The sequence below is a fragment of the Butyrivibrio sp. LC3010 genome, assembly GCF_000424385.1.
Classification (GTDB): Bacteria; Bacillota; Clostridia; order Lachnospirales; family Lachnospiraceae; genus Butyrivibrio.
Map to the genome: position 1 here is coordinate 52,585 of NZ_AUJU01000023.1, position 23,069 is coordinate 75,653.

The window sequence follows — 23,069 nt, forward strand, 5'->3', positions numbered from 1 at the left end:
AATGATTATAGATTTCAATGGGACAGTTGTAGATATTGATGTAAAAAGAACCAGGAAATTTTACTATTCAGACAATTCCGTGGAGATAGACTGTATGTGTGATGGATGCAGAAACTTTATAAAATTTTGTGATGTAATGCCACAAGAAGTCGCTGCATTTTTCGAGAAGATAGGGGTAGTTCCTAAGAAAGTATGCGAAACATATTGGTTTTGCCAAAAGAATGGAGGAAAAAGTATTTTTGGTGGAGGCTTTTTCCATGTATGTGGGGGAATAATTGAGATGGATAAGGAGCAGAAAGGAATAGAACTGGCTCCGGACTTTAATGTATATGTGGAAGGGGAAGTTGATCTTGTTGAAGATGGGTTCCCTGATCCTATAGTACAGATAGGAATGATTTTTATACTTCCGTGGCTGCTTGATATTGAGAATACATATCAGGCTGAATAAAGTACTTGTGAAATGCGGATGGAGAAAATCACAGTATTTAAGCCTGTTCTCGCTACAGTAGATTGAAGTTTTTGCTTGCTCGTATGAGAATGAAATTGGAGGGACTGCTATGGACAAGCAAAAAACAGGTCAGGTAATCAAAGAGGCAAGGACAAAGAAAGGGTACACCCAGGCTGAACTGGGGGATATCCTTGGAGTAACCAATAAGGCTGTTTCGAGGTGGGAAAAAGGAGACAGTTTTCCTGATGTTGGTGTAATTGAAAATCTTGCAAATGCTCTTGATATCAGTATAGAAGAAATAATCGTAGGCAGCAAAAATCAAATGACCACGGAAGCTGCTCTTAATGAACTGCTTAAAACATTAAAAATGCAGCGCAGGCAGAAAGTAAGAATACTTCTTAGGGCACTTGTTTGTACCATTTATGGAGTTATTATCATCGTGGCAGGATATGGCATATTCCATGGACCGTCGATTTTCCCACTTTATGCAGATTTTTATCCATTAATCCTTGCTATCATGGCTGCTATGGTCATATTTATGATGATTTCTTCGAGAGGGAAGCTCTCAATGAGGATTCTATCCAGGCCAGATCTTGCAAGATTTGCAGCTTCCCTAATAAGCGGAGTATATAGTTCTCTTATGTTTGGCTGGTGCATCTTAAAGATCATGCATGGTGTGATGCCTTTTGGTATGGAGCCTGTGCAGGTTGGGCCATTTATTGAAAAACAGTTTCTTGTAGTTTTTCTATTGAATCTTCTGATCATTTCAATTGAGATTTTCAGGAGCATAAAGGATGACGTGAGCTTTCCGGTTACTGCATATGCCTCACTCGTAGTACTTAACCTGGAGCTGGTGTATGAGGCGCTGCTTAGTGAGCTGACTACTGGGGACGTATTTATACATGTTTTTTTCAAGTACACAGCGATATTATATTGTGCGCTCATATCAATAGGGGTAATTCTAATGGTTTTGGATAAAAGAAATGCTGATAAAAACTGATTTTGAACCGGTACAATGATTGGGCATGGAATAATAAATATAATTATCCTAAAAATAATATTTTATACATAACAGGACAAATAAAAGGCTTAAAAAGCCTTTTATTTGTCCTATAAGGTAATATAAATTGACTTATAGGACAAATAAGATATAATTAAAGTATGATAGGAAGAATAAAAGAACAGGATGAATTGAATAGACTATACGAAAGAAACCAGTCAGACTTTGTGGTTATTTATGGCAGAAGGCGAGTAGGAAAGACGTATCTTGTAAACAATACGTTCAGGGGACGGTATGCTTTTCATCACACGGGGTTGTCACCTGTCAATGAAAAAGGTGAAAAAGTTACATTAAACGACCAGCTTGAAAGCTTTTATTTGTCTCTGCAAATGTATGGAATGAAAAAAAGTGCAAAACCATCCAGTTGGCTTGAAGCCTTCTTTATGCTTAAGAAACTGCTGACTGAAAAAGACGATGGCTCAAAGCAGGTAGTTTTTATCGATGAACTCCCCTGGATGGATACAAAAAGATCCAGATTTATTACTGCGTTCGAAGAATTCTATAATGGCTGGTGCAATGAACGCGGAAATATCATGCTGATAGTATGTGGAAGCGCTAACTCATGGATTCAGAATAAGCTGATAAGTAATAAAGGTGGTCTATATAATAGAATTACCCACAAGATTAAGTTGTTACCGTTTACACTAAGAGAGTGTGAAGAATACTTCCTAAGCCAAAATATCCAGTTTTCAAGATATGATATTACGCAAAGTTACATGGTGTTTGGTGGAGTTCCTTACTATCTTGGATATATGGATGGAAGGTTGAGCCTTGCTCAGAATATTGACCGGATATTGTTTGATGAAAACCCTTTGCTAAAAGGAGAATATGATAATCTCTTCACATCAGCATTTGATAAGCCTACAAAAACCAGGGAAATTGTTGAGTTCTTATTTGAAAAGGGTATTGGATATACAAGAAGTGAAATAGCCGGAAAGTTTAAAGATGTCTCGGGCAGCGAGCTTAACAAGATATTGGCATCACTAGAAGAAAGTGACTTTTTGATAAAGTACATCCCATTTGCAGACGGCAAAAGAGAAGAAAAATATAGATTGTCGGATCCGTATTGCCTGACATATTTAAATTTTATCAAAGGGAAGAGGAATAGAGAAAATTTCTGGCAACACAATGTTAATTCAAGCGTTTTAAATATCTGGAGAGGTTTGGCTTTTGAGAATGTATGTTATCTGCATTATCCTCAGATAAAGAAAGCCCTTGAGATTAATGGCGTCGAAGCAAGTATGTCTATGTGGATAAAAGAAAAAAGTGATGATTCCGAAGGAACCCAAATAGACTTGCTAATAGATCGTGCAGATAATGTGGTGAACCTCTGTGAACTGAAATTTTATAGTGGTGAGTTTTCAGTTGACTACAATTATGAAGAAAAGATGCGAACAAGGGACAGGCTTGTTATGGAAAAGATTTCCCGAAAAAAAGTAGTCAGGAATACACTTGTAACGACTTATGGTTTAAAGAAAAATTCATATAGTGGGATATTTGTTAATGTAATAACTTTGGATGATTTGTTTGCATAAAAAGGGTAACTGGTATCATTATTTTAAATGAAAACGGACTCATTTCCACATAGGAAGTGAGTCCGAAATTTTTTGTAATGATGTAATGACTAATTTGCGTTCCTTACAAAACAGGTTTAATAGTTGCAGTTACTTTAATTACTTCTTGTTTACAAGGTCCTTAAGAGCCTTACCAGCCTTAAACTTAGGAGCGATGGAAGCAGGAATCTTGATCTCGGCACCAGTCTGAGGGTTCTTACCCTTTCTTGCTGCTCTCTTAGCTGTCTCAAAAGTACCAAAGCCAACGAGCTGAACTTTGTCCTTCTTCTTGAGCTGCTTTGAAACAACATCGATGAAAGCCTTTAAAGCCTTCTCTGTGTCCTTCTTGCTAAGGCCAGTCTCTTTAGCCATAGCTTCAACGAGTTCAGTCTTATTCATACTTTTTCACCTCCATAAGAATGTGTAGTTGCGGGTTTATGCGCCCTGGTTGGTCTCGTTTTACGCCTTATGCCGTATTTTGTGAATAAGTTTCCTTGATTTTATGAGGTTTAGTTCATCAATTGTTCATGGCTTCATTATTGTAAAACGCATAATACAACCTTAAAATTGTAAGTAATAATTCAGAAAAATGGAGACTTGAAATATGGCAGGATTGTCTGAAAAAGACTGGAAACTTTTTAGAAAGAACCTTCCTGAGTGGCAGGAAGCATATATGGGGAAGCTTGTTGAGGAATATAAGGAAATCCTAAACAGCGATAAGCTCCCATCTGATAAATACTGGGCACTTGAAGGGCGCCTAAAGTCTGACAAGAGAAATCCTGGAGTTGTGATCACAGATATCAGCAGATCAAACTTTTACGATCATCTTGTATCTCTTTTAAGGTACAAGGTCATAACCATGGATGATCTTAGGGATTTCAGTGATGATACAAAAGATATAATTAAAAGGCTGATAGGATAATGAGGGGATAATGAAAGATAACAGATACGCGAACATCATTGTATGCTATGGGGATGCTGACAGGGATATCCTGACAAAACAGATAAAGATGTTCAGGGAAAGATACCAGTCTAAGGTTGTACTGGTAATGGAATCTGAAGATGACACTAAATGGTTGGATAAGCATAGTGAACTGTTTGAAGAGGCCATGACCAGGACCGAAGGGGTGAGTCTTCATGATGATATTGTAAGTTACTGCAACGCTCATCACTTATCAGAAAAAGAGACAATGCTTATAGCAGAATTTGGTGATACTGAACCTTTAACCGGGCTTGGATTTGAAGTTAAAAGCCCTGGTGCCATGGCAGAATCTTATAAAAAGGCGCTTGATATGCTTGGAAATATGATAAAGCCGAGGATATAGGAATATAATCTAAAATGTTGATGAGCTTAGCAACATCATTGGTGAATTTCGAATTTTGATTATAATTTGTAGGTGAAAGATACTGAATTTGGCTTATCATGGTGTATCGCTGATTCCGCCTGAGTCTTTGAATTTATTTGAGAGCATTGTATCTGGGAAAGATAATCTGCAGGAATTTCAGAATTTGATCGCGCAGGCTGAATGCGAGAATAGATATATTATTCACTTCGGAATATGAGGCAAAAATATTATGAAGTTAAGAAATGCTGTCTGATGCAATTCTGAGGAGAAATGGTATCAGGATGTATTATAAAATTGGAGAGTTAAGGAGTAAAAGCAGTACTTTTGTTTAGTTGATTTTCATATGATAAGTGTCAATCATGCGATATAATTAAAAAAGTTAAGATTATAAGGAGACTTTAGTGGGATTTATTAGGAAAAGACAACTGAAACAGCTATCCGGAATAAAAACAGCCATATTGTTGTTTTTGACGCTGGCCATCATTGCGGGTGGCCTGTTTTTTGATGCCCACAATATAGAGAATCTTTCAGATCATTTTGGACATGGTGTAACAACCAGTTCTGAGTCTTCTACGCTTCCGCTCAGGACCAATACTTATATAAAAGATAGCGATATGTTCATTATGGCAGCATCTGATGTCAGGGATGTTAGGACCGTAAGCGAAGTCATAAAACGATTGGAGCAAGGTTCCACCAGCAAGAGGGTGCTTGTTCTGTCATTGATTTTATGCATCCTGATTTCTGAGGGTGCTTTCTATACATCAGTACTACCGTCTATTTTTCCGTGGACAGATGTTATTTGTTCCAGGCGGACAATGATTCAGTATATCCATAGCCAGGACGGGGCTAAATAATCCTATTTCATTTCCAACAAGAAACTATCAGTTTTGAAGGGCAGATATAGTCTGCTCTTGTTTGCGTGCGCGTTGCAGGTCAGTTGAGACTAACTGATATTTGACTGCAGCCAGTTTTGTACGCTTATTGCTGCAAAGAAGCAGCAGACAAGGAGATGAAAAATGTATACAACAGTAATGACAACAGTTATAGGTGTAATCTGCACGCTTCTTGTGATCGCTTCCCTTATATGGATGGCTATTGCTTATCGCAAGTCTGGTGAAAAGGAAGATAAGACTGAAGAAATTAAGGAGGGTAGGAAGCATGAGTGATGTGATTACATACATATTTATATTTTTTATGGCAATTTTTGGAGGCCTTTCTACTATATATGTTGTGCTTGCACTTCCAGCTGTCCTGATATGGAAAGTGTACAGAAAAATCAAATTTGGTGAGAAGATAATGTGACGGGGGATCAATGAATTCGAGGCTGTATGCAGTTCAGTGTTTGAACAGTATGCAGCCTCAACCCTTAAATAAGACTGGGAGGCAAATAGATTGGTATAAAGGTAATCCACAAATATAGTTTTCCTGACAGGAAATATATATCTTTCTAAACTATACAATTAGTGTATTATTATTTATATGAAATCCACCTAAAATGAAGGCAACAGAACCGGATGGGAGGCTTCATTTTATGGAACAGAACAAAGATATATCATACAGACAAATATTTAGAATATCAGATTACAGAAAGCTTATTCTTTCCAACGTGGTCAATCGTTTTGGGGATTCTATAGATTCAATAGCTTTCACATGGATTGTATATCAGATCACTCACAGTGCGGCGTGGTCAGCAATAGTATTTGGAGTTAATTTCCTTCCCAATGTAGTAGTGCAGCCATTTGCAGGCGCTATTGTCGAAAAGATGGTCTTGGATATGATATGTCCTCCAAGAGGGTTACGGACATAGTAAGAAGAATAAATAAGCTGTTAAATGAGGGAAAGCATGATGAGGCAATGGCTGTGGCGGAAAAGGCAATTGTAAGATACCCTGGGAACTTTAAAATTCTCAAAGAGTCTGCACAGTTATACTCGGTAATTTACACCTTAGACGGTTCAGAGGCACATAAGAAAAGATCAATAGAGTTGTATGAAGCTTCGCTAAGATATATATCTCAAAATGATGATCCGGATTTTAATGAGATATTTATACGGTTTATGATTGCTGAGCTCAAAAGCGAAAAAGCTCCGGAGGAGGCTATTGAAGATTTCAAAAAAATAATTATTTAGGCATAGCAGATATAAATATAGCTCGCATATTAATGAAGACAGGCAGGATTGATGAATCACTACATGTATTTACAAGAGTTTTGGTCTCAGTAATTGTCAGGATGATAGGTCTTTCCATGAGTATGACAGGAGCACTCATTGCTACAAACAAAACCAAAGCCTTCAGTGAAGCCTATGATCTTATACAGTGGGGGATGGAGTTTTTTGATTCTATCTCCAAAGAGGAAAACAGCTATTTATCCAAAGTGAAAGTTACGCTTCTGATTCTCAAGGCTATGTGTCTGGCCTGCCTTAAAGAGTATGAAGATATGAGAAATAGTGTGGATGAAGCATATTCGTTAGCACAGGAGTATGATAAGAATCCAACCAATAGTCTTTCCGGGAAAATAAAGTTTTGGCATGCAAATGAAGACTTTAAGCCAGCTCTATATGATGATTTGGGACAGAGCGCTGTTGATAGTATTGAAAAGTTACTTGCGCTGGATGATAATGAGCCTTTCCCGGAAAGTGTGGTTAAGAAAATAACTGAAGTAAAGAAGTATTGGGAGAGTATTAAAAAGGAAGATGAAAGAACGGCTTATAGATGATGAAATAAGACTTATTCCATATTACAGAAACGATAAGGTATCACTTCCCTGGTATCAAGACCTTGATGTATGTAAACAGGTTGACAACAGGGATGAACCATATGATCTGGAGCTTTTGCATTGTATGTATGATTATCTCAGTTCTCATGGAGATTGTTACTATATAGAGTACAAGGGGACGCTGGTTGGAGATGTCTCCCTAAGAGATAATACGGAAGTTGCCATTGTGGTGTGCAAGGAATATCAGAATCAGCATATTGGAAGACGTTGCATTGAGGATATGCTGAGATTGGCGAAAGAAAAAGGCATGCAGACAGTCAAGGCTAATATTTATTCCTTTAATACACAGAGTCAGTGTATGTTTGAATCTGTAGGATTTAAGAAAACAGATGAAGAGTGGTATGAATTCAAGGTATATGCTGATGATTAAAAGAATAGAACCTAAGGTTTATGATTATATCCTTAAATTAAATGAAGAATATGTCGATGTCCTGATACCTACGGACAGAGGAGAACTGGAATATTTTGCAGAAAAAGCAGTGCTCTTTCATGTTATCTATGTAGATGAGAGTCCTGCTGGTTTTATCATTGCCTTACGAGAAGGTCTTGAGGACTATGATTTCAAGAGTTATAGATGGTTTAAAGAGCGGTATTCCAAATTCCTTTATATAGACAGAATTGTTGTTGATAAAGAATACTGGAAAAAGGGTATAGGACGTAAGTTATATCAATATGCATTCGATTATGCCAAAGGAAATGACATAGAGATAGTAGGCGCTGCGATTACTACTGTTCCTTATAATAAAGAGAGTCTGGCTTTTCACGCAAATATGGGTATTCATGAAGTTGGGGAGCAGCTTATCCGTGGAGGTAATGTCAGAATATCGCAACAGGTTAAAGAATTATGAATTGTGAAAGGGTGATTATGATATAGAAATCATAATAAAAACTATGGAAACTAAGAGTCTTGGCGCTGTAGAAATTAGAATGGTTCGAGAAGATTTATAAAATGATTTACTGAAAAGCTTTTGGGATTTCCTAAGAGCTTTTTTGTTTAATAAAAGCAAAAAGATACAGTCAAATCAAATTGACTCATACTAACAAATGACATATACTTTTATTGTGACATTTGGGGAAATCAGCCGTATCAGGCGAAATTCAAATTGTAAAAAAAATACAGGGAGATAACGGATGTACTTAACACAGAGTGAGATGGAGATAATGCAGGCATACTGGACAGCGGAGAAAGAGATGTCTTTGGCAGAGTTGATCGAGGCAAGTCCTAACAGGTGTTGGAAGGACAGATCAGGTTTTTCTATCATAAACAGTCTTATAAAAAAAGGCCTTCTTAAAGAAGTGGGATATACTCACAGTGGGAAGACAATTGCCAGGACTTTTGCACCTGAGGTCAGCTGCACGGAATATATGATGGAAGAACTGATGCAGTATGAAGGGAAGATATCTTTGCCTCAGCTGGTTTCAGGGATAATTGGGACTGGAAAAGTTGATGCAAATGAAATAGAAGAACTGGACAGACTTGTAAAAGAAAAGAAGAAGGAAATCGGGAAATGATAAGTATAAGTACCTGGTCTGTGTTTACTGCGATGTTTTTTGGAACAGCGGTTGCGCTGGCTTTTCATATAGCTGTGCAAAGAGATAGCAACATGTTTTCCGCAGGAATGACCCCATGGATTGCAGCATTTGTCATGCTTCTCGTAAGGATCATAATTCCCATAGAAACATGCATTTCATTTGAAATCCCATCGAGGATAGTGATGACAGGCCTTAATGATTTTTTGAACTCAAGGATAGGCAATGTTATATCTATAGGTTCACTGATGATAGTCATATGGATTGCCGGTGCTGCTTTTGCAATTGGCTTCTGGGGATATAAGGTCTTAAAAAACAGAAACAGTATTAGACTTTTAATTATACAGGGTAAAGAGCTTCCTAAGGAATATGCCTTTATAGCAAGGAGCGCGGGCCTGGATCCGAAGAAAATAGTAATGTCTGAATTTATTGAAGAGGCTGTTTCGGTTGGGGTTATAAATTATGGTGTGATATTGCCAGCGGTGGATTATTCGGACCTGGATATCAGAAATATCTTATTCCATGAAGCATCACATATCAAACACAGGGATGTCCTGACCAAAATGCTGCTTCATCTTGCGAGCTGTATTTTGTGGTGGAATCCGGTGCTTAGACTCCTTGAAGTTGATTTTGAAATGCTTTCTGAAAGAAGATGCGATGAAGCTGCTGTAAGAGGTTACTCACAGGAAGAGAAGATCAGTTATATCGAGACCATGAAAAAGATGGCAGTCATAAGAGCGATGAAGCCTTATGGATACAGCGTGGCAAGCTTTTCAGGAATTACGCAGAAAAGAATGCTTGTATCAAGAGCACGCCGGGTATTCTTGGATATAAGAACAGATAAAAGGAAGAATTCTGTGATCATAATGCTGGGACTGGTTCTTCTTTTTGCATCATACGTACCGGTCATACAGCCTCACTATGATCCGCCTTATGTTGAGGACGAAATATTCATAACAGAGGATAATGCTGAGCTTATTGAATGTAGTGAGGGATACAGACTCTATGTTGATGGGGAATACATAGATCTTATTGGCAAAGAAGAAATTGGGGCGGAGCCATACTGTGACTTAAAGAAATATAAAAAATAAGTAGATTTTCTGTCCCGAAATTAAATGCTCATGCGTTATATAAATGAGGGAATTAAAGATACTTGAGAAGGGAAAAACTTTGTTGGGAGGATTTGCATGAAAAATATATTTGCAATGGTCATTGGGGGATTGCTGATTATATTGGCTAATATTTGTCCGTTTCCGCCATTACTGGGGATTTCAGGTATGGCTTGGAGATCTGTTATAGGACTGTTTGGGTGCGTTGTACTTTGTCTTGGGCTGTATTGCAGTAGAAAAGGCAGAAATTTCAAGAAAGAAAGCAATGCCCAATAGGGGCGAGACATAAGCTTAGTAAGATCAGCAAAGCGAGATGGAGATAAGGCTTTCAAAATAGGAGAAAAGGGTTATGAAAAAGAGTTTTTGGAAGAAGGTGCTTACCATGGGGATGGTATGCACCATGGTTTTTACAAGTGCGTGTGGGAAAAAAGAGACTGCACTTGAGCAGGAAAAAACCAAAGTGGAATCCAAGATTGATAAGGATCATGTCTACCGGATGGAGGATATAGAACTGCCGGTCAATGGGGACAGCTATATTCAGAATTGCTGTACAACAAAGGAGAATTTCTATACGCTGGTAGATTTTTATGGTGGAGATGAGGATGAGATCTCCCTGCTCAAAATGGGATTTGATGCAGAAAATGTCGAGAAGATCCCGCTTGATACAGAAGGTAATACCTCATACAGATGTTTGGCAGTTGATGAGAAAGAGAATCTTTATCTTATAAAGACTGTGTACTCTGATGAATACATGGCTAAGATCCAGGCGATGGAGGACGAAGAAGAGTCTGATGAAGAAGTTGTTTCAGATAGCGAAAGTGCTAAAACAGCGGAAGAAACATCCGTGGAAGAAGCTGGTTCAAAAGAGGATGAAGATTCAGATAAGGCTACAGAAGAAGCAGACTCAGCTAATAATAATGAAGAAAATGTAGAAGCAGCAACTGACGATACAACAATGTCAGAAGAAGCTACTGATTCCGATGTCAAAACCACTATGGTCAAGCTGTCTCCTTCAGGGGATGTTATATGGGAACAGCCTCTCACGGAATCTGATGCCAAGGATTATGTCCGCTCCATGATATATGTTAAGGACAAAGGTATCCTTACTCAGAGTAGTGGAAAATTTTCATTCTATGATGAGAATACCGGTGAGGGAAAACAGATCGCAGAGAGAAAGCCTGATGGTGATGACGATTACTATTATGCATACATGTATGCCATGAGGGATGGCAGCATATACATCTATGAAGATAATTGGGATGGTGATTCGACAGGGCTTGTTAAATTCAACCCGGATAACATGTCATTTGACGGAGAGGCATCCCTTCCAGAAGGCGTATATGGCGGAAGCAGTTTATATCCCGGAAAATGCTATGATTTTTATATAGCTGATTCAACAAGCATAAGTGCATTTAATATTGGTGATGAGAAAACAACCCTTATCTGCGATCTGACATCATCTGACATACTGTCCAATTATTTCAGCTATATAGGAGATGATGAGAGTGGAAAGCTGTATGTGCTTAATAACGATGAAGACAGTAAACCGATGCTTGCAAGCATGGTAAAAGTTGATCCGTCAGAAATTGCTGATAAGGAGACGATCACAATCGGTACCGTCTGGACACCAATGGATGTTAGAAAGCAGGTAGTCAGGTTCAACAGAAAGAGCGACAAATACAGGATAAGTCTGATCGACTATGCAGAGGATAACCTGGATGATACAGGCGATGCCTACAGCGATTCCATAAATAAACTGGGACTTGACCTTGTACAGGGACAGGGCCCGGATATGCTGATTGTTGACTATGATATGCCGATTCAGAGCTATGCCGAAAAGGGCGTTTTTGAGCCTTTGGATTCCTATATTGAAAACGATACCGACATACAGCTCTCTGATTATGTGACAAATATTGTGGATTCGACCCGTGTTGGCGGAAAGCTTTATACAGTTGTTCCTTCGTTCTCGGTCAGCACTTGTGTTGCTGCTAAGGATAATGTAGGAGATGAAAAGGTCACACTTGGGAATTATAAGGATATTTGTGAAAAGAACGGTATAGACCCTGCTGTCGGCATGGGAGCAATGACCAGAAATTCAGCTTCTGAACTGTATGCCACTACAGGAACTACATATATAAACTATGAAAATGCGACCTGCAACTATGATTCTGAAGGCTTTGTTGATCTTTTGAAATTTGTAAAACAGTTCCCTGAGGAAATGGATGAGGATATGGATTACGAAGAATATGATACCTATTACAGGGAAAACAAGTCACTTCTCCTTTCTTATAATATTTCTTCCTTCAAAGAATATCAGGTGCTGGAAAAGGGATATTTTGGCAAAGATATAGTGTTTAACGGCTTTCCCACAGTCGATGGTGGAGAGTCTTATATTTCAGTTAATACACAAATAGCAATGAACAAGGATTGTAAAAACAAGGAAGCAGCATGGGAATTCATGAAATCGTTTCTTGTAGATGATTATCAGGACCGTCTGGATTATGGATTCCCAATCAAGACAAGTGCCTTGGAAGCTCAGGCTGAGAAGGCTCAGCATAAGCCGTATTACATCGATAGTGATGGCAAAAAAGTTGAGACCTCTGAATCCTGGTATGCAGGAGGAGAGGAAGTTGAGATTACAGAGATGTCAAAGGAAGAAACAGACAGACTTATGGATTTCATCAAATCCCTGACAAATACTGTATCGTATGAAAATAAGATATGGACCATCATATATGAAGAGGCAGATGCTTTCTATGAGGATCAGAAATCTGCGGAAGAAGTAGCCGATATCATCCAGAGCAGGGTTAGCATTTACCTTAGTGAGAATAGATGATGCAGAGGTTGAAACTGTTATATCTGATGATTTACTGGTTGGGCTACTGTAGTAGGCACACAGACATCGGGGGATGGTAATCATACTTCACCGATTCTATTGTTACTTCCTGATTCGGGTATACTGATCGGTTTTTCAGACTGCGTAGGCGAAAATCCTGATGGAAGTATTAATGCAGTTCAGGGAACAGCACCCAATATTCCATGTAAGAAGGGTGAAACACCGCTTGGACGTTGTCTTGAAGAAATCAGAAAAAAATGATTTTTCATTACTAATAAAAAGAATATTCTATGTCACGAGATGTATAGCTCAAACGTTATATATATAAGAATCATAGAAAAACTGTTTACATTGAGAGGAGAATCGGTATGCTTTCTAACATTTGGAATGCATTTTTGGCTATCGGAATTACTCTTTTAATCGCTATAATATTTTTCTTTATTAGAGAACGATGGGCATGGAGTCCTGATAATAAAAAACTAACCAGATTAATTATTTTTCTGTTTGGCGGGTATGGTTTTTCCTGCCTACCTTGGGTTATAATCTGCGCTCCTTCGTCACTTGGATTTGGAGAAATATTAGCAATGGCATTACCGTATGGAATTCTAACTATTCTGTTCTTTCATTCTATGTTTAAAAAGATTGATGGCGAATCCTTTTCACAAAAATGGCAGGCGTGGGGGTATTTTGCGTTAGTTATTGTCTGTGCTGTTGTGCGGATTGTATTAAATTTTTCCGATGTTGAAGGCAGTACCATTGATGAAAATGCAGTAATAGAAATGCTTCCGGAGCCGGATCATGTTGTAGTTTATAAAGATGGAACTACAGAGCGTTATGATGAAGGTTCATCTCAATATAACAAGATTGTTAAAATGCTAAAAGTCCCATCAACAGAAAAACTTGAGACTATGATAGAGGATGAGACTGTTTCAGAAGCGAAGCAGGATTATGCTATAGAATATGTATATGATACAAAGCAGTGCCTTGCGGATAGCACGTTTGAATATGAAAATGTTTTGTTTTTCATGAGTGGATGGTGCAAAGGAGAAGCTGCTTTCGGAAATGATGAATGTTATGAATCCGGAACGATTGAATTTTACTATTAGTTTCTTGCAGATTATGAGTGGAGGTACGGAGAAATGATATTATTTACTCAAATAATTAATTTCACATTACAAGTCTTAATAGTATTATTGATTGTTCAATTTATTAGAAGAAAAGAAGAGATAATAGCGGCCTTGATCAGAAAGGCAGAAGCTTATCTGAAAAAGCGGAAAAAATGAGCCTATGGGACTGAATTAGAAAAACAATTAGTACGTGTTTACGGGAGATTATGAGTATGTTAATGCCATGGGATAAAGCAAAGCTTTTAACAGATTCATCAGCAATGGAAATTGCCAGAATTACAGAGATCTTAAAGCAGAACAATATTGAATATGAGTGTGTTACAAAAAAGAATGAATCTTCAATTGGAACTATGGTGCATGGTTCAATGGGAGCTAGTGTAGGTGGTGGGGGAGCCTTTACTTTTTCACAGTCAGCAGGACCTGTTTCATATGTATATCACGTATTTGTAAGTAAAAAGAATTTGGAAAGGGCAAATATGCTTATAAGCTGACATCATATTGAAAAACAAGGGGGGGGAGAAAAATCAGGCAAAGCATGTCACAAAGAGCAAGTCATCAAACATTATTATTATGTAATCAGAAATTTCCAATTTTTGTGTCCCGAAATGATATGTTCAAACGTTATTAGTATGTAACTATTAAATAATGACAATCACGAAACTGCTTTTATAATCAATATAGTAAATGCTTTACACACAAGCAAAAATATAATAATTGAAGGGAGTTTTAAGAATATGAAAAAAGTATTCGCTTTAATGATGGCTAGTGTTATTGCGCTTTCAACACCAATGGCAGAAGTACATGCAGAATCCAATGCGTATTATGATACTAAAAATGATCTCTATATTCCTAAGGGAGGGGAATTTAAATGTGAGGGGTTTGTTTACAGAGTTACAAAACCAATAACAAAAAAGAGGTGCATAGGAGAAGTTGAAATTACAGGTTTTGATGCCGATTATGATTGGGGATGGAATAAAGGTGGATACTATCATGTAAGTGATCTATGGCCAGATGAGTATTACCATATAGTCGGAATAGCTGACAATGCATTTAAAGATAACTTGAACATTCGTAAATTCTATACTCCAAGAAGTTTAAAATATGTAGGGGAAAGTGCATTCGAGGGTTGCTCCAATCTTAAGATCTTTGGTAGTGGTAGTGAAAAACTCAGTAAAATCAAATCAAGAGCATTTTATAACTGCACTTCATTGAAAGAATTTATCTTGTATGAAAATGCGTTAAAACATGTCGGGAAGGATGCTTTTAGAAATGATAAGCACAAAATAAAGATCCAGACCTATAATATGAGTACAAAGCATGAAGCAAGAGTAAAGAAGCTATTTAAAAAAGCAGGTGCAAAGAAGACGTATTTTAAAATGGATTATTACAAAAAGGTAAAGAGGGATCCTTGTCATTAATGAAAAGTATAAAGAGTCTTTCATTATAAGTGATTTTTGCGGAGCATATAGTAGTGAAAGCGAGACAACTTCAGATCCAGGAACAAGTCTGGAAAACGTGGAGGAGATTACTTTGCCGGAAGTGGGGTGGTTTACAGTTTTATGAGTATTACTAGCAGAAGTTGGGAGAGAATATTTTATGCTGGATTGTTCGTCTTCACATTTATGGTTTTTGTTTCTGTATTATTTTTCCTCGTAGAAATTATCTTTTTTAGAAAAAGAATTTCCAATAAATGGCAGATGGCCAAGAATGCCATTTTCATTTCATACATTGTTGTTTTACTAAGAATTACCGGATTGGCTGAAATGAAGTTAAGCCTATATACATTACGTATTGGCGGATATATGAGAAATCTTGTCCCATTTGAAAACATTTGCTGGTCGCAAGCGGTGGCAAATATTATACTTTTCGTTCCTTTGGGATTGTTAGTACCAATAGTATTTACCAGGAAAAGATGGAGTTTGGTTTCAATTTTTATACTTTCTTTCATGGCAACGCTGATTATTGAAATTATACAGATGAGTGGCGGACGCTGCTTTGATGTGGATGATATCATCATGAATGTTTTAGGCGGAATTATGGGATATCTGAGTCTGGAAGTGTGGGATTTAACAGTAATAAGAAAAAGATGTCCCGAAATCAGAAGGTGAAACGTTATTAATATGTAACGCATATTTTAAAAATATAAAGGAGATGTTGGAATGAAGAAAAGTTTATTTGCTATGGGGGCAGTACTGGCTATGATTGCCATTTTTAATGTGCATCCTATAAAGTCTACTGCGGCCGACTACTACGATTATTATGGGGACAACCTGCCGGAAGGGGCAGAATTTGCGTATGAGTTTTGTACTTATAGAGTACTAAAGCCTGCAACGATACACTCATATGGAGAAGTGGAAATTACCGGATTTAATCCTACTCCGGATGAGGAGCTTACCGACACATATCCATATCCGTTTGAAACGGTTGATGTTATAGGGGATATAGATGATTTTTGGGATTTTCATGTAGTTGGGATAGCGGATAACGCCTTTAAGAACAATCAGTATATTAAACAGGTCAATATTAAAAATGTCGATAAGTTCAGATATATAGGAAAAAGTGCATTTGAAGGATGTACTCAGCTTAGAAGTTTTAACTATTATTTTGCGTCAGGACTTACTGAGATTAAAGCAAGAGCTTTTTATGGCTGTAGCGAACTGAGTGAAGTTATGTTTGATAAAAGTGAGTTGGAACGCGTAGGTAAAAAGGCATTTGCAAAAACGAAGCCTAAACTCAAGTTAAGAGCCTATGACATCAGTCCGAAGCAGCTTGAAAAGACTAAGAAGTTGCTTACAAAAGCAGGTGCTAAAAAGGTATGTTTCAAGAAAAGAAAAAAGTATTGGAGTGACAAAAAATGAGTATGAAAAAAATATATTGGTATTTGATGGCAGTTTTAGCTATGGTTTTTTCATTTAATATATATTCAATAAATGCATGTGCCGAGACATATGTCTCAACAGGTGAAGAGGTCAGTGCTGATCACCTCATGAAGGGAGACGAATTTATATGTGAAAAATATGATCTATTCAAATTCAGGGTTGTAAAAACCGCAAGTGAATCTAAAAATAAGTACATACAAGTTGAAATAACAGGATTTAATCCTTCTCCAAAAACAAAATATACAAAAAAGAATTATGAAAATGTAGCTTGTGAAGATTATTACTTAGAAGACTATGAGATTGTCGGAATAGCTGATAATGCCTTTAGGGACAACCAGATGATAAAAAAGTTTATAGTCTATTCTGCTCCTTTAAAATATATAGGAAAAAGTGCATTTGAAGGATGTACAAATCTCAGGTACTTTTCTATCAGCGATACTGATAGCCTTAAAATGATCAAGGAAAGAGCTTTTTATGGCTGCAAATCCATGTATAAATTTGAGTTAAAAGGAAATAAATTAAAACGAGTAGGTAATGATGCCTTCAGAGATACAAGATCTGTTATGATGAAAATTGTTGGTTTTGATATGAACTCGAAGCATATGAAAAAGTTGAAGTCATTATTCAAGAAGGCTGGTGGCAAGAACGTTATAGGTAGACACTTTAAACCTGCACGATGCCTCAAGTAATGGATTGAGGTGTAGCTTAGGACAACGGCAAATACATTTTAAGAATAATCAAAGGGAATATTTGTACGGGAGAAAGGCATTTGGGGATGAAGACATAACAATTTTTGATGTGAAGCTCGCATACACTATAGGTGTAATACTGGTACTTTTCATTGTGTTTTTAATGGCGGGAATGATGGCATTTCCTGTGAATAATTGATTTGTAGTAGGAATAAATCGAGTTATTCTAGTCAGGTGATAATCTGGCTAACGAAGGACGATAACCTCTCGACCGTAATCCGGAAGAGAGGTTATTTGCTTATTGGTTAATAAAATTCTTTTTTGTTTAACAAGTGCTCAATAGATTTTTGATACTATCTTCGATATCATATCAATTGAACCGGTTCCAATATTATGTTGGAGGTAGAACAGATGAATATCGGAAAGATTATCAGAAAATATCGTAAAGAAATGGGTATAACCCAGGAAGAGATGGCGGCTCGTCTGGGAGTAACAACTCCTGCTGTAAATAAATGGGAGAATGGGAATACACTTCCTGACATAGGATTGGTTGCGCCAATAGCAAGGCTACTTGAAATTTCAACTGATGAGCTGCTTCAAAAACCTTACTGGGTCATTGATATATTGCCTGAACAAGTCCCGAGGGAAAGTAAGGGACAGTTCTTTGAAATATTGCTTCGGAACCGGATGATCTCCATATGACAGTATATAATCCGGACGAGAAGCTGATAAGGCTAATCACAGCAATATCATCAGGGGAAGGATTGTTTGTTTGGAAGCCATAATAATGGGTTATTAGTATGGGAAATAAAATGAATATGAGAGGAAGATTATGAGCTATTTGCCATTGTATCGGAAAAAATGATCTTATAGAGGATTTATATGTGATACCTGAACATCAAAACAATGGCTATGGTTCTGATTTATTAGAGTATGTTATTTGAAGCCTGTTTTCATATATCTCCATAAAGAGTTATAAAACTCTATGAATCCGCATAAATACTGGACTTGCAGAAATTACAGCTCACATCTAACTTGTTATAACTCTATGTATTTTATAGAAAAATGGTACTCCCGTGGTACTCGGTATGGTACTCGATATTTGGGAGACCAAGAAAAAATATCAACATTATTTCATTTGTAACAAGCTATATTGAGACCCAGATTAGCAGATAGATTACACAGCATCGGATAGTCAAATGTCCGGTGCTGTTTTTTAACGCTATGCTTCTATTAGCCAAAAATGGAAAATATTTGAAAATGGCTAATAGACATGATAGAATAATCTCATCAAACAGAAGGAGAGAAATGGATATTATGAGGCTCATCCCAAGAAATTCCTATATGGAGAAAATAATCAATGTAATAGGAACTCCGGATATAAAAGTCATTACCGGTGTAAGACGATGCGGAAAGTCAAAGCTTTTGGAATCATTTAAAAAATATATAGATGAAAATATACAAGATGCAAATATAATCCATATCAATTTTAACCTGCCGGAGTTTGAAGAACTGCTCACTTTTCGAGCGCTGTATGAACATATAAACTCTTTGTATAAAGAGAATATGCAGAACTTTGTTTTGATAGATGAAGTTCAAATGTGTGAGGATTTTGAAAAGGCCATCAATGGACTGCATGCATCCGAAAAGTATGATATATATATAACCGGTTCAAATGCTTTTTTGCTTAGTTCAGATCTTGCCACACTTTTTACTGGACGAACATTTGAAATAAAAGTTTTTCCATTTTCCTTCAAGGAATATGTCAGGTATTTTGATTTGAGCGACAGATATGAGGCCCTATCATCGTATATTAAATATGGTGGAATGGCAGGCTCTTATCTATATAAAGATCCGGAAGCAAAGTATGATTACATTGCAGATGTATTTGACACTCTGATTGTAAGGGATATCAGACAGAAATATAAAATAAGAAATACTCAGTTGATGGACAGAATTGTAGATTTTCTTATGGATAACATTTCAAATCTTTCATCGGCCAGGAATATTACAAATGTCCTTGGCAGCATGAATGAGAAAATCCACCATACAACGGTTGGATCGTACATGCAATACCTATGCAATGCATTTGCATTTTATAAAATCCGTAGATACGATATCAAAGGGAAAAAATATTTATCAAGTAATGATAAGTATTATCTCAGTGATCATACATTTCGGTATGCCAAGCTCGGCACAAGAAATATGGATTATGGAAGAATCCTTGAGAATATTGTGGCTATAGAACTTCTTCGCAGAGGGTATGAGGTTTATGTCGGGGTATTATATAAAAAAGAGATAGATTTTGTGGCGATAAAACGTAGCGAAAAAATCTATATTCAAGTATCCGATAACATAAGCGATGATAAGACTTTTGAGAGAGAAGTTTCACCACTTTTGCAGATAAAAGATGCATATCCTAAAATGCTTATCGCACGTACAAGAAATGATGAATACCAATACGAAGGTATAAAAATTGTCGATTTAGCTGATTGGCTGTTAGAGGCATGAATTAGCCAAAAGCAGAAAAAAATTAAAAATGGCTAATAGATATACGGTTCCGAATTTAAATGTAAATTATTTCTTATGCAGTCAAGGATGTGCCCGAAATGAGGCGGCTGATGGAAATGCTGGTGGTCGCAGAGAGGGAGCGGAAGTTTGTGATACATTTTGGGGTGTAGAATATGGAATAATGGCTTGTGTAAAGACCTTCGGAAAGTCAGTTTTTCGAAGGTCTTTCTTAATGGCTGTTACAAGGAATGCTGTTTGCACGAGTTGTTTGTGTGGGGATTGCAATACTATTCAGAAGAGGAATCCATTGACGCTGATAAAGTAACGTTATCCGATTTGACATATGAAAATATCATTAGATTTCTTGAATGGTTACAAGAGCACCAGCATAATAGCATTTCATCACGAAATCAAAAACAAGCTGCAATAAATAGTTTTATCCGGTATATGTCAGTTGTTAGCGTAGTTGTTTTAGTATTTCAGCCTTTCTCCCTTATAGATAATGTCCATGCTGGCCTCCTTAGCAAGTCATCATAGAAACCATTGTATCACAGAAAAAGCAGCATTTATTCCCCAAACAAGGAACTGGAGAAATCTTATAAAAAGTATGATATCACTTTTGACTATTATAAATTCTAGTAGAACTCTACTGCCGCCTGGAGCTCAATTTCATCAGGATGCCCCTTTGGGATCCCACCCACTATTTTGAAAGGACCAAAACTGTCATGGCCATGGATTCATGATTAAGTATCAAAATGAAGAAGTTGTGATGGTTAAAAGAAATCTATAGCTCATGTTCTTTTATCTCTTTCCAGTATTTCTCAGCATTTTTTAACATTTTTTGAATGCTGGCAGGCATGGGATTGGTAGGGTGAGGCTCCTGAGAAAATAATGAATCAATGCTCTCAACGGCGCCTACTCCAAGTTCATCGTATAGCATTGGCTTATAATTCTCTTTAGCATGCCAAAATCGTATCTTTCCGTCGATACTATTGACTGGAGATCTGTCGAATTTAACAGCAAGTTTATATGCCTCATCTATAGACTGTCTCATGTTTTTATAATCCCCAAGACAAGAAAGAGTCATAGCTTTAAGAATCAGTAAAATGGCCTGCATCTTAGTAAGATAGCTTATTTCGCTGCCTGCTGTTGCTTCATATATTTTTATGCACCAGTCCAAAACATCACGGGCCTCCATGATATTATTTTTTTTACCGGTTTTAACAAGCGCAATAGCCATACTATTGGAATATTGTAGGCTGTTTAATAGGATAGATACCAGAACCTTTGTAAATCTATCCATCCCTTCTTCATGCATGCCCATATCCATCAGAATTCTTGCGATATTAATATCAGCAATTCCCTTATAGTTGATCTTTTTAAATTCTTCAAGGGCTTCCTCGGGACTAGCCTGACTTTTGAGTTCTGCTATACATAATCTGATTGAGAATTCATCGATGTCGGGATCGGTATTTTGGTCTATCAATCGAAGGGCTGATTCATAAAGATTGATAGTTTTGTCCAGATACTTTTTGTATACGTTAGCAGAGGCAGCTACCTTATAGGCTTTTGCACTTCCATAGATTATCTTAAAGTTTGTTGGATACCTGATCAGAGCTTTGTCAGCTTCGGATATTGCTTTATTATAATTGTTTTTCCTAAGAAGGGCGTTAATGTTTTTGATTGTATCATCCACATTTTTTGATGAAATGCTATACCCAAGCAGTACGTCAATGGAAATACCAAAAAAGTCTGCCAGCTCGATTAAGGTCATTATGTCAGGAATGGTACTGGCGCTTTCCCATTTCGATACTGCGCCAACTGTGATTCCAAAGGCCTCAGCGAGTTCTTCTTGTGTCAATCCCATCTCTTTTCGGTATTTTTTTATATTTTCACATAAATTAAGCTGCATCGACAATTTCTTCCCCTTTTTCTAAAGACGGTCTTGATACCAGTATTACAAATAAAACAACTACAGCAAAGACAACACCAAATAACATGATATTTTTAGTGGATATATGTGATACGAACAAGCTGACAAGTAGTGAACCAATGGGCATTGCAGCTGTGGAAAAAGCATTAAATACAGCAGAGGCCCGTGCTATATACTCTAAATCAACTGTTTTCATGAATTGTATTCCGATGATGCCACCAATTAGTGTGGCGGCAAGCATCATGGCAAAAAAACATGCGCTCACATCTATATAGCATAGAATTGCTTCACCACTCACAATACCTCCCATAGCAATTCCAAAAAGACCTATGCCTTCGATTCCTGTTCCGATGCAGACTGACTGCAAGGCTGAAAACTTTCTGGCGAACAAGGGTAAAAGAGCTGCTCCCACAATGCCACCAAGTGAAGCGAAAACACCTCCAAAGCTTAGAAGCTCACTGCCCATTTTAAATATTTCTTCCGCAATGGGTGCCTGAAGAGCGTTTATCGGGACCAGCATAAAGTTAAGCGCCACGCATAATATGCAGAAGTTCTTAACCATAGGCGTTTTTGTAACATATTTCATTCCATCTGTAAAAAGCGTGATGAACTTTTCAGAAGGACTGTTTGTATCAGTATCTGTTCTGTTGTGTGTGATTTCCTTAGTATTCATCAGCAGAATGAGTATTGATGCAATGATAAATGTTGAGATATCAATGATCATGGCAGGAACCACGCCCCATAATGAGATTATCACGCCTGCGATTCCTGTCCCTACAAGCGAAGCAGAATTTGTCAGTACTTTTGAAAGACTCATACCAGAGGTAAGATGTTCCTTTTTGATGACCTGAGCTGTAAAAGCAGAGCTTGCTGGTAGGCTAAAGGATTCAATGGTAGTAATAATAAGTGTAAGGACTGCCATTATAGGTGCATTGACTCCCCCTAACATATACAAAGTGGCAAATAGAGTTATTACTACAGCTCTTATCATGTAAGCGGCTATGATCACATTTTTCTTATTTCTCTTCTCAACAAGAGCTCCTGCAAATGGTTGAACAATTACATTTGGAAGCATATTGAAAGCAAATATTAAAGCAGACCACATGGCACTATGCGTTATTTGATATATCAGCCACGTAAAGGCAATAACATCCACTGAATCGCCAAAGCGGTCAATCATTTTTGAAAAAATGAGTTTTCTGTAGTTACTATCTTTAATAATTGTTGTGTATGTAATGCTGGCTTGTTTCATATTGAAGCCCTCCTGTTAATTC

The 23,069-nt window shown here is 37.3% G+C and carries 29 protein-coding genes; 26 read left to right on the top strand and 3 right to left on the bottom strand.

Features of this window, described 5'->3' with window-relative positions; genetic code table 11:
* The first annotated feature begins 1 nt into the window (after position 1).
* The 3 genes from G622_RS0114345 (at position 2) to G622_RS0114355 (ending at position 3,043) form a co-directional block, all read left to right on the top strand.
* Positions 2 to 448, top strand: a complete 447-nt coding sequence (locus G622_RS0114345) for a hypothetical protein (protein WP_026511276.1) — start codon at positions 2 to 4, stop codon at positions 446 to 448.
* Positions 449 to 557: 109 nt separating this feature from the next.
* Complete coding sequence (locus G622_RS24760) at positions 558 to 1,448, top strand: helix-turn-helix domain-containing protein (protein WP_049945883.1); 891 nt, start codon at positions 558 to 560, stop codon at positions 1,446 to 1,448.
* Positions 1,449 to 1,609: 161 nt separating this feature from the next.
* Positions 1,610 to 3,043 (top strand): AAA family ATPase, encoded by a 1,434-nt coding sequence (locus G622_RS0114355; RefSeq protein ID WP_026511277.1) that lies wholly within the window; start codon positions 1,610 to 1,612, stop codon positions 3,041 to 3,043.
* Positions 3,044 to 3,181: 138 nt separating this feature from the next.
* Here the strand turns inward: G622_RS0114355 and G622_RS0114360 are convergent, their stop codons facing one another.
* The gene (locus G622_RS0114360) at positions 3,182 to 3,460 is read right to left on the bottom strand and encodes an HU family DNA-binding protein (protein ID WP_026511278.1); all 279 of its coding nucleotides are present in this window, start codon (positions 3,458 to 3,460) and stop codon (positions 3,182 to 3,184) included.
* Positions 3,461 to 3,665: 205 nt separating this feature from the next.
* Between G622_RS0114360 and G622_RS0114365 the strand changes: the two genes are divergently transcribed.
* From G622_RS0114365 to G622_RS0114485, 23 genes are all read left to right on the top strand, one after another.
* Positions 3,666 to 3,983, top strand: a complete 318-nt coding sequence (locus G622_RS0114365) for a hypothetical protein (protein WP_026511279.1) — start codon at positions 3,666 to 3,668, stop codon at positions 3,981 to 3,983.
* 10 nt (positions 3,984 to 3,993) lie between these two features.
* Positions 3,994 to 4,386 carry a hypothetical protein gene (locus G622_RS0114370; RefSeq protein ID WP_026511280.1) on the top strand — a complete coding sequence of 131 codons (393 nt, stop codon included), beginning with the start codon at positions 3,994 to 3,996 and terminating at the stop codon, positions 4,384 to 4,386.
* Between the two features lie 422 nt (positions 4,387 to 4,808).
* Positions 4,809 to 5,261, top strand: a complete 453-nt coding sequence (locus G622_RS0114375; protein ID WP_026511281.1) for a hypothetical protein — start codon at positions 4,809 to 4,811, stop codon at positions 5,259 to 5,261.
* Positions 5,262 to 5,423: 162 nt separating this feature from the next.
* The gene (locus tag G622_RS25840; protein WP_155831504.1) at positions 5,424 to 5,573 is read left to right on the top strand and encodes a hypothetical protein; all 150 of its coding nucleotides are present in this window, start codon (positions 5,424 to 5,426) and stop codon (positions 5,571 to 5,573) included.
* On the top strand, positions 5,566 to 5,709 hold the full coding sequence (locus G622_RS25845) for a hypothetical protein (protein WP_155831505.1): 144 nt from the start codon (positions 5,566 to 5,568) through the stop codon (positions 5,707 to 5,709). Before G622_RS25840 ends, G622_RS25845 begins: the two co-directional genes overlap by 8 nt.
* Before the next feature lie 229 nt (positions 5,710 to 5,938).
* Positions 5,939 to 6,214: a hypothetical protein gene (locus G622_RS0114390; protein ID WP_026511282.1), complete on the top strand. Its 276-nt coding sequence runs from the start codon at positions 5,939 to 5,941 to the stop codon at positions 6,212 to 6,214.
* Positions 6,187 to 6,534 carry a tetratricopeptide repeat protein gene (locus G622_RS0114395; RefSeq protein ID WP_026511283.1) on the top strand — a complete coding sequence of 116 codons (348 nt, stop codon included), beginning with the start codon at positions 6,187 to 6,189 and terminating at the stop codon, positions 6,532 to 6,534. Before G622_RS0114390 ends, G622_RS0114395 begins: the two co-directional genes overlap by 28 nt.
* A gap of 32 nt (positions 6,535 to 6,566) precedes the next feature.
* Complete coding sequence (locus G622_RS0114400) at positions 6,567 to 7,121, top strand: hypothetical protein (RefSeq protein WP_026511284.1); 555 nt, start codon at positions 6,567 to 6,569, stop codon at positions 7,119 to 7,121.
* Complete coding sequence (locus G622_RS0114405) at positions 7,099 to 7,551, top strand: GNAT family N-acetyltransferase (RefSeq protein ID WP_026511285.1); 453 nt, start codon at positions 7,099 to 7,101, stop codon at positions 7,549 to 7,551. The genes G622_RS0114400 and G622_RS0114405 overlap by 23 nt, the downstream gene beginning before the upstream one ends.
* Positions 7,523 to 8,029, top strand: a complete 507-nt coding sequence (locus tag G622_RS23085; RefSeq protein WP_196814224.1) for a GNAT family N-acetyltransferase — start codon at positions 7,523 to 7,525, stop codon at positions 8,027 to 8,029. Before G622_RS0114405 ends, G622_RS23085 begins: the two co-directional genes overlap by 29 nt.
* A 283-nt stretch (positions 8,030 to 8,312) precedes the next feature.
* Complete coding sequence (locus G622_RS0114415) at positions 8,313 to 8,693, top strand: BlaI/MecI/CopY family transcriptional regulator (RefSeq protein WP_026511286.1); 381 nt, start codon at positions 8,313 to 8,315, stop codon at positions 8,691 to 8,693.
* Entirely contained in the window at positions 8,690 to 9,802 is a 1,113-nt protein-coding gene (locus G622_RS0114420) for a M56 family metallopeptidase (protein ID WP_026511287.1), read from the top strand. Before G622_RS0114415 ends, G622_RS0114420 begins: the two co-directional genes overlap by 4 nt.
* 367 nt (positions 9,803 to 10,169) lie before the next feature.
* On the top strand, positions 10,170 to 12,656 hold the full coding sequence (locus G622_RS0114430; RefSeq protein WP_026511289.1) for an ABC transporter substrate-binding protein: 2,487 nt from the start codon (positions 10,170 to 10,172) through the stop codon (positions 12,654 to 12,656).
* Positions 12,657 to 13,024: 368 nt separating this feature from the next.
* On the top strand, positions 13,025 to 13,762 hold the full coding sequence (locus G622_RS0114440; RefSeq protein WP_026511290.1) for a hypothetical protein: 738 nt from the start codon (positions 13,025 to 13,027) through the stop codon (positions 13,760 to 13,762).
* A 227-nt stretch (positions 13,763 to 13,989) separates the two neighbouring features.
* Complete coding sequence (locus G622_RS0114450) at positions 13,990 to 14,274, top strand: hypothetical protein (RefSeq protein WP_196814225.1); 285 nt, start codon at positions 13,990 to 13,992, stop codon at positions 14,272 to 14,274.
* Positions 14,275 to 14,517: 243 nt separating this feature from the next.
* Positions 14,518 to 15,201, top strand: coding sequence for a leucine-rich repeat domain-containing protein (locus tag G622_RS0114455; RefSeq protein WP_026511292.1), 684 nt, complete (start codon positions 14,518 to 14,520; stop codon positions 15,199 to 15,201).
* A 126-nt stretch (positions 15,202 to 15,327) separates the two neighbouring features.
* Positions 15,328 to 15,891 carry a VanZ family protein gene (locus G622_RS0114460; protein WP_155831506.1) on the top strand — a complete coding sequence of 188 codons (564 nt, stop codon included), beginning with the start codon at positions 15,328 to 15,330 and terminating at the stop codon, positions 15,889 to 15,891.
* A 51-nt stretch (positions 15,892 to 15,942) separates the two neighbouring features.
* Positions 15,943 to 16,641 (top strand): leucine-rich repeat protein, encoded by a 699-nt coding sequence (locus G622_RS0114465; RefSeq protein ID WP_026511294.1) that lies wholly within the window; start codon positions 15,943 to 15,945, stop codon positions 16,639 to 16,641.
* The gene (locus tag G622_RS0114470) at positions 16,638 to 17,351 is read left to right on the top strand and encodes a leucine-rich repeat protein (protein ID WP_026511295.1); all 714 of its coding nucleotides are present in this window, start codon (positions 16,638 to 16,640) and stop codon (positions 17,349 to 17,351) included. Before G622_RS0114465 ends, G622_RS0114470 begins: the two co-directional genes overlap by 4 nt.
* 61 nt (positions 17,352 to 17,412) lie before the next feature.
* Positions 17,413 to 17,550 (top strand): hypothetical protein, encoded by a 138-nt coding sequence (locus G622_RS25850; RefSeq protein ID WP_155831507.1) that lies wholly within the window; start codon positions 17,413 to 17,415, stop codon positions 17,548 to 17,550.
* Positions 17,551 to 17,762: 212 nt separating this feature from the next.
* A complete protein-coding gene (locus G622_RS27150; RefSeq protein WP_026511296.1) occupies positions 17,763 to 18,053 on the top strand; it encodes a helix-turn-helix domain-containing protein in 291 nt (96 codons plus the stop codon).
* A 167-nt stretch (positions 18,054 to 18,220) separates the two neighbouring features.
* Positions 18,221 to 18,295 (top strand): GNAT family N-acetyltransferase, encoded by a 75-nt coding sequence (locus tag G622_RS27155; protein WP_442855611.1) that lies wholly within the window; start codon positions 18,221 to 18,223, stop codon positions 18,293 to 18,295.
* Between the two features lie 373 nt (positions 18,296 to 18,668).
* On the top strand, positions 18,669 to 19,862 hold the full coding sequence (locus G622_RS0114485; RefSeq protein ID WP_026511297.1) for an ATP-binding protein: 1,194 nt from the start codon (positions 18,669 to 18,671) through the stop codon (positions 19,860 to 19,862).
* A gap of 784 nt (positions 19,863 to 20,646) precedes the next feature.
* On the opposite strand, the gene G622_RS24765 is transcribed toward G622_RS0114485, so the two are convergent.
* Together G622_RS24765 and G622_RS0114500 are read right to left on the bottom strand one after the other, a co-directional pair.
* Positions 20,647 to 21,774 carry a helix-turn-helix domain-containing protein gene (locus G622_RS24765; protein WP_049945884.1) on the bottom strand — a complete coding sequence of 376 codons (1,128 nt, stop codon included), beginning with the start codon at positions 21,772 to 21,774 and terminating at the stop codon, positions 20,647 to 20,649.
* Positions 21,764 to 23,047, bottom strand: coding sequence for an MFS transporter (locus G622_RS0114500; protein ID WP_026511299.1), 1,284 nt, complete (start codon positions 23,045 to 23,047; stop codon positions 21,764 to 21,766). The genes G622_RS24765 and G622_RS0114500 overlap by 11 nt, the downstream gene beginning before the upstream one ends.
* Between the last annotated feature and the right edge of the window lie 22 nt (positions 23,048 to 23,069).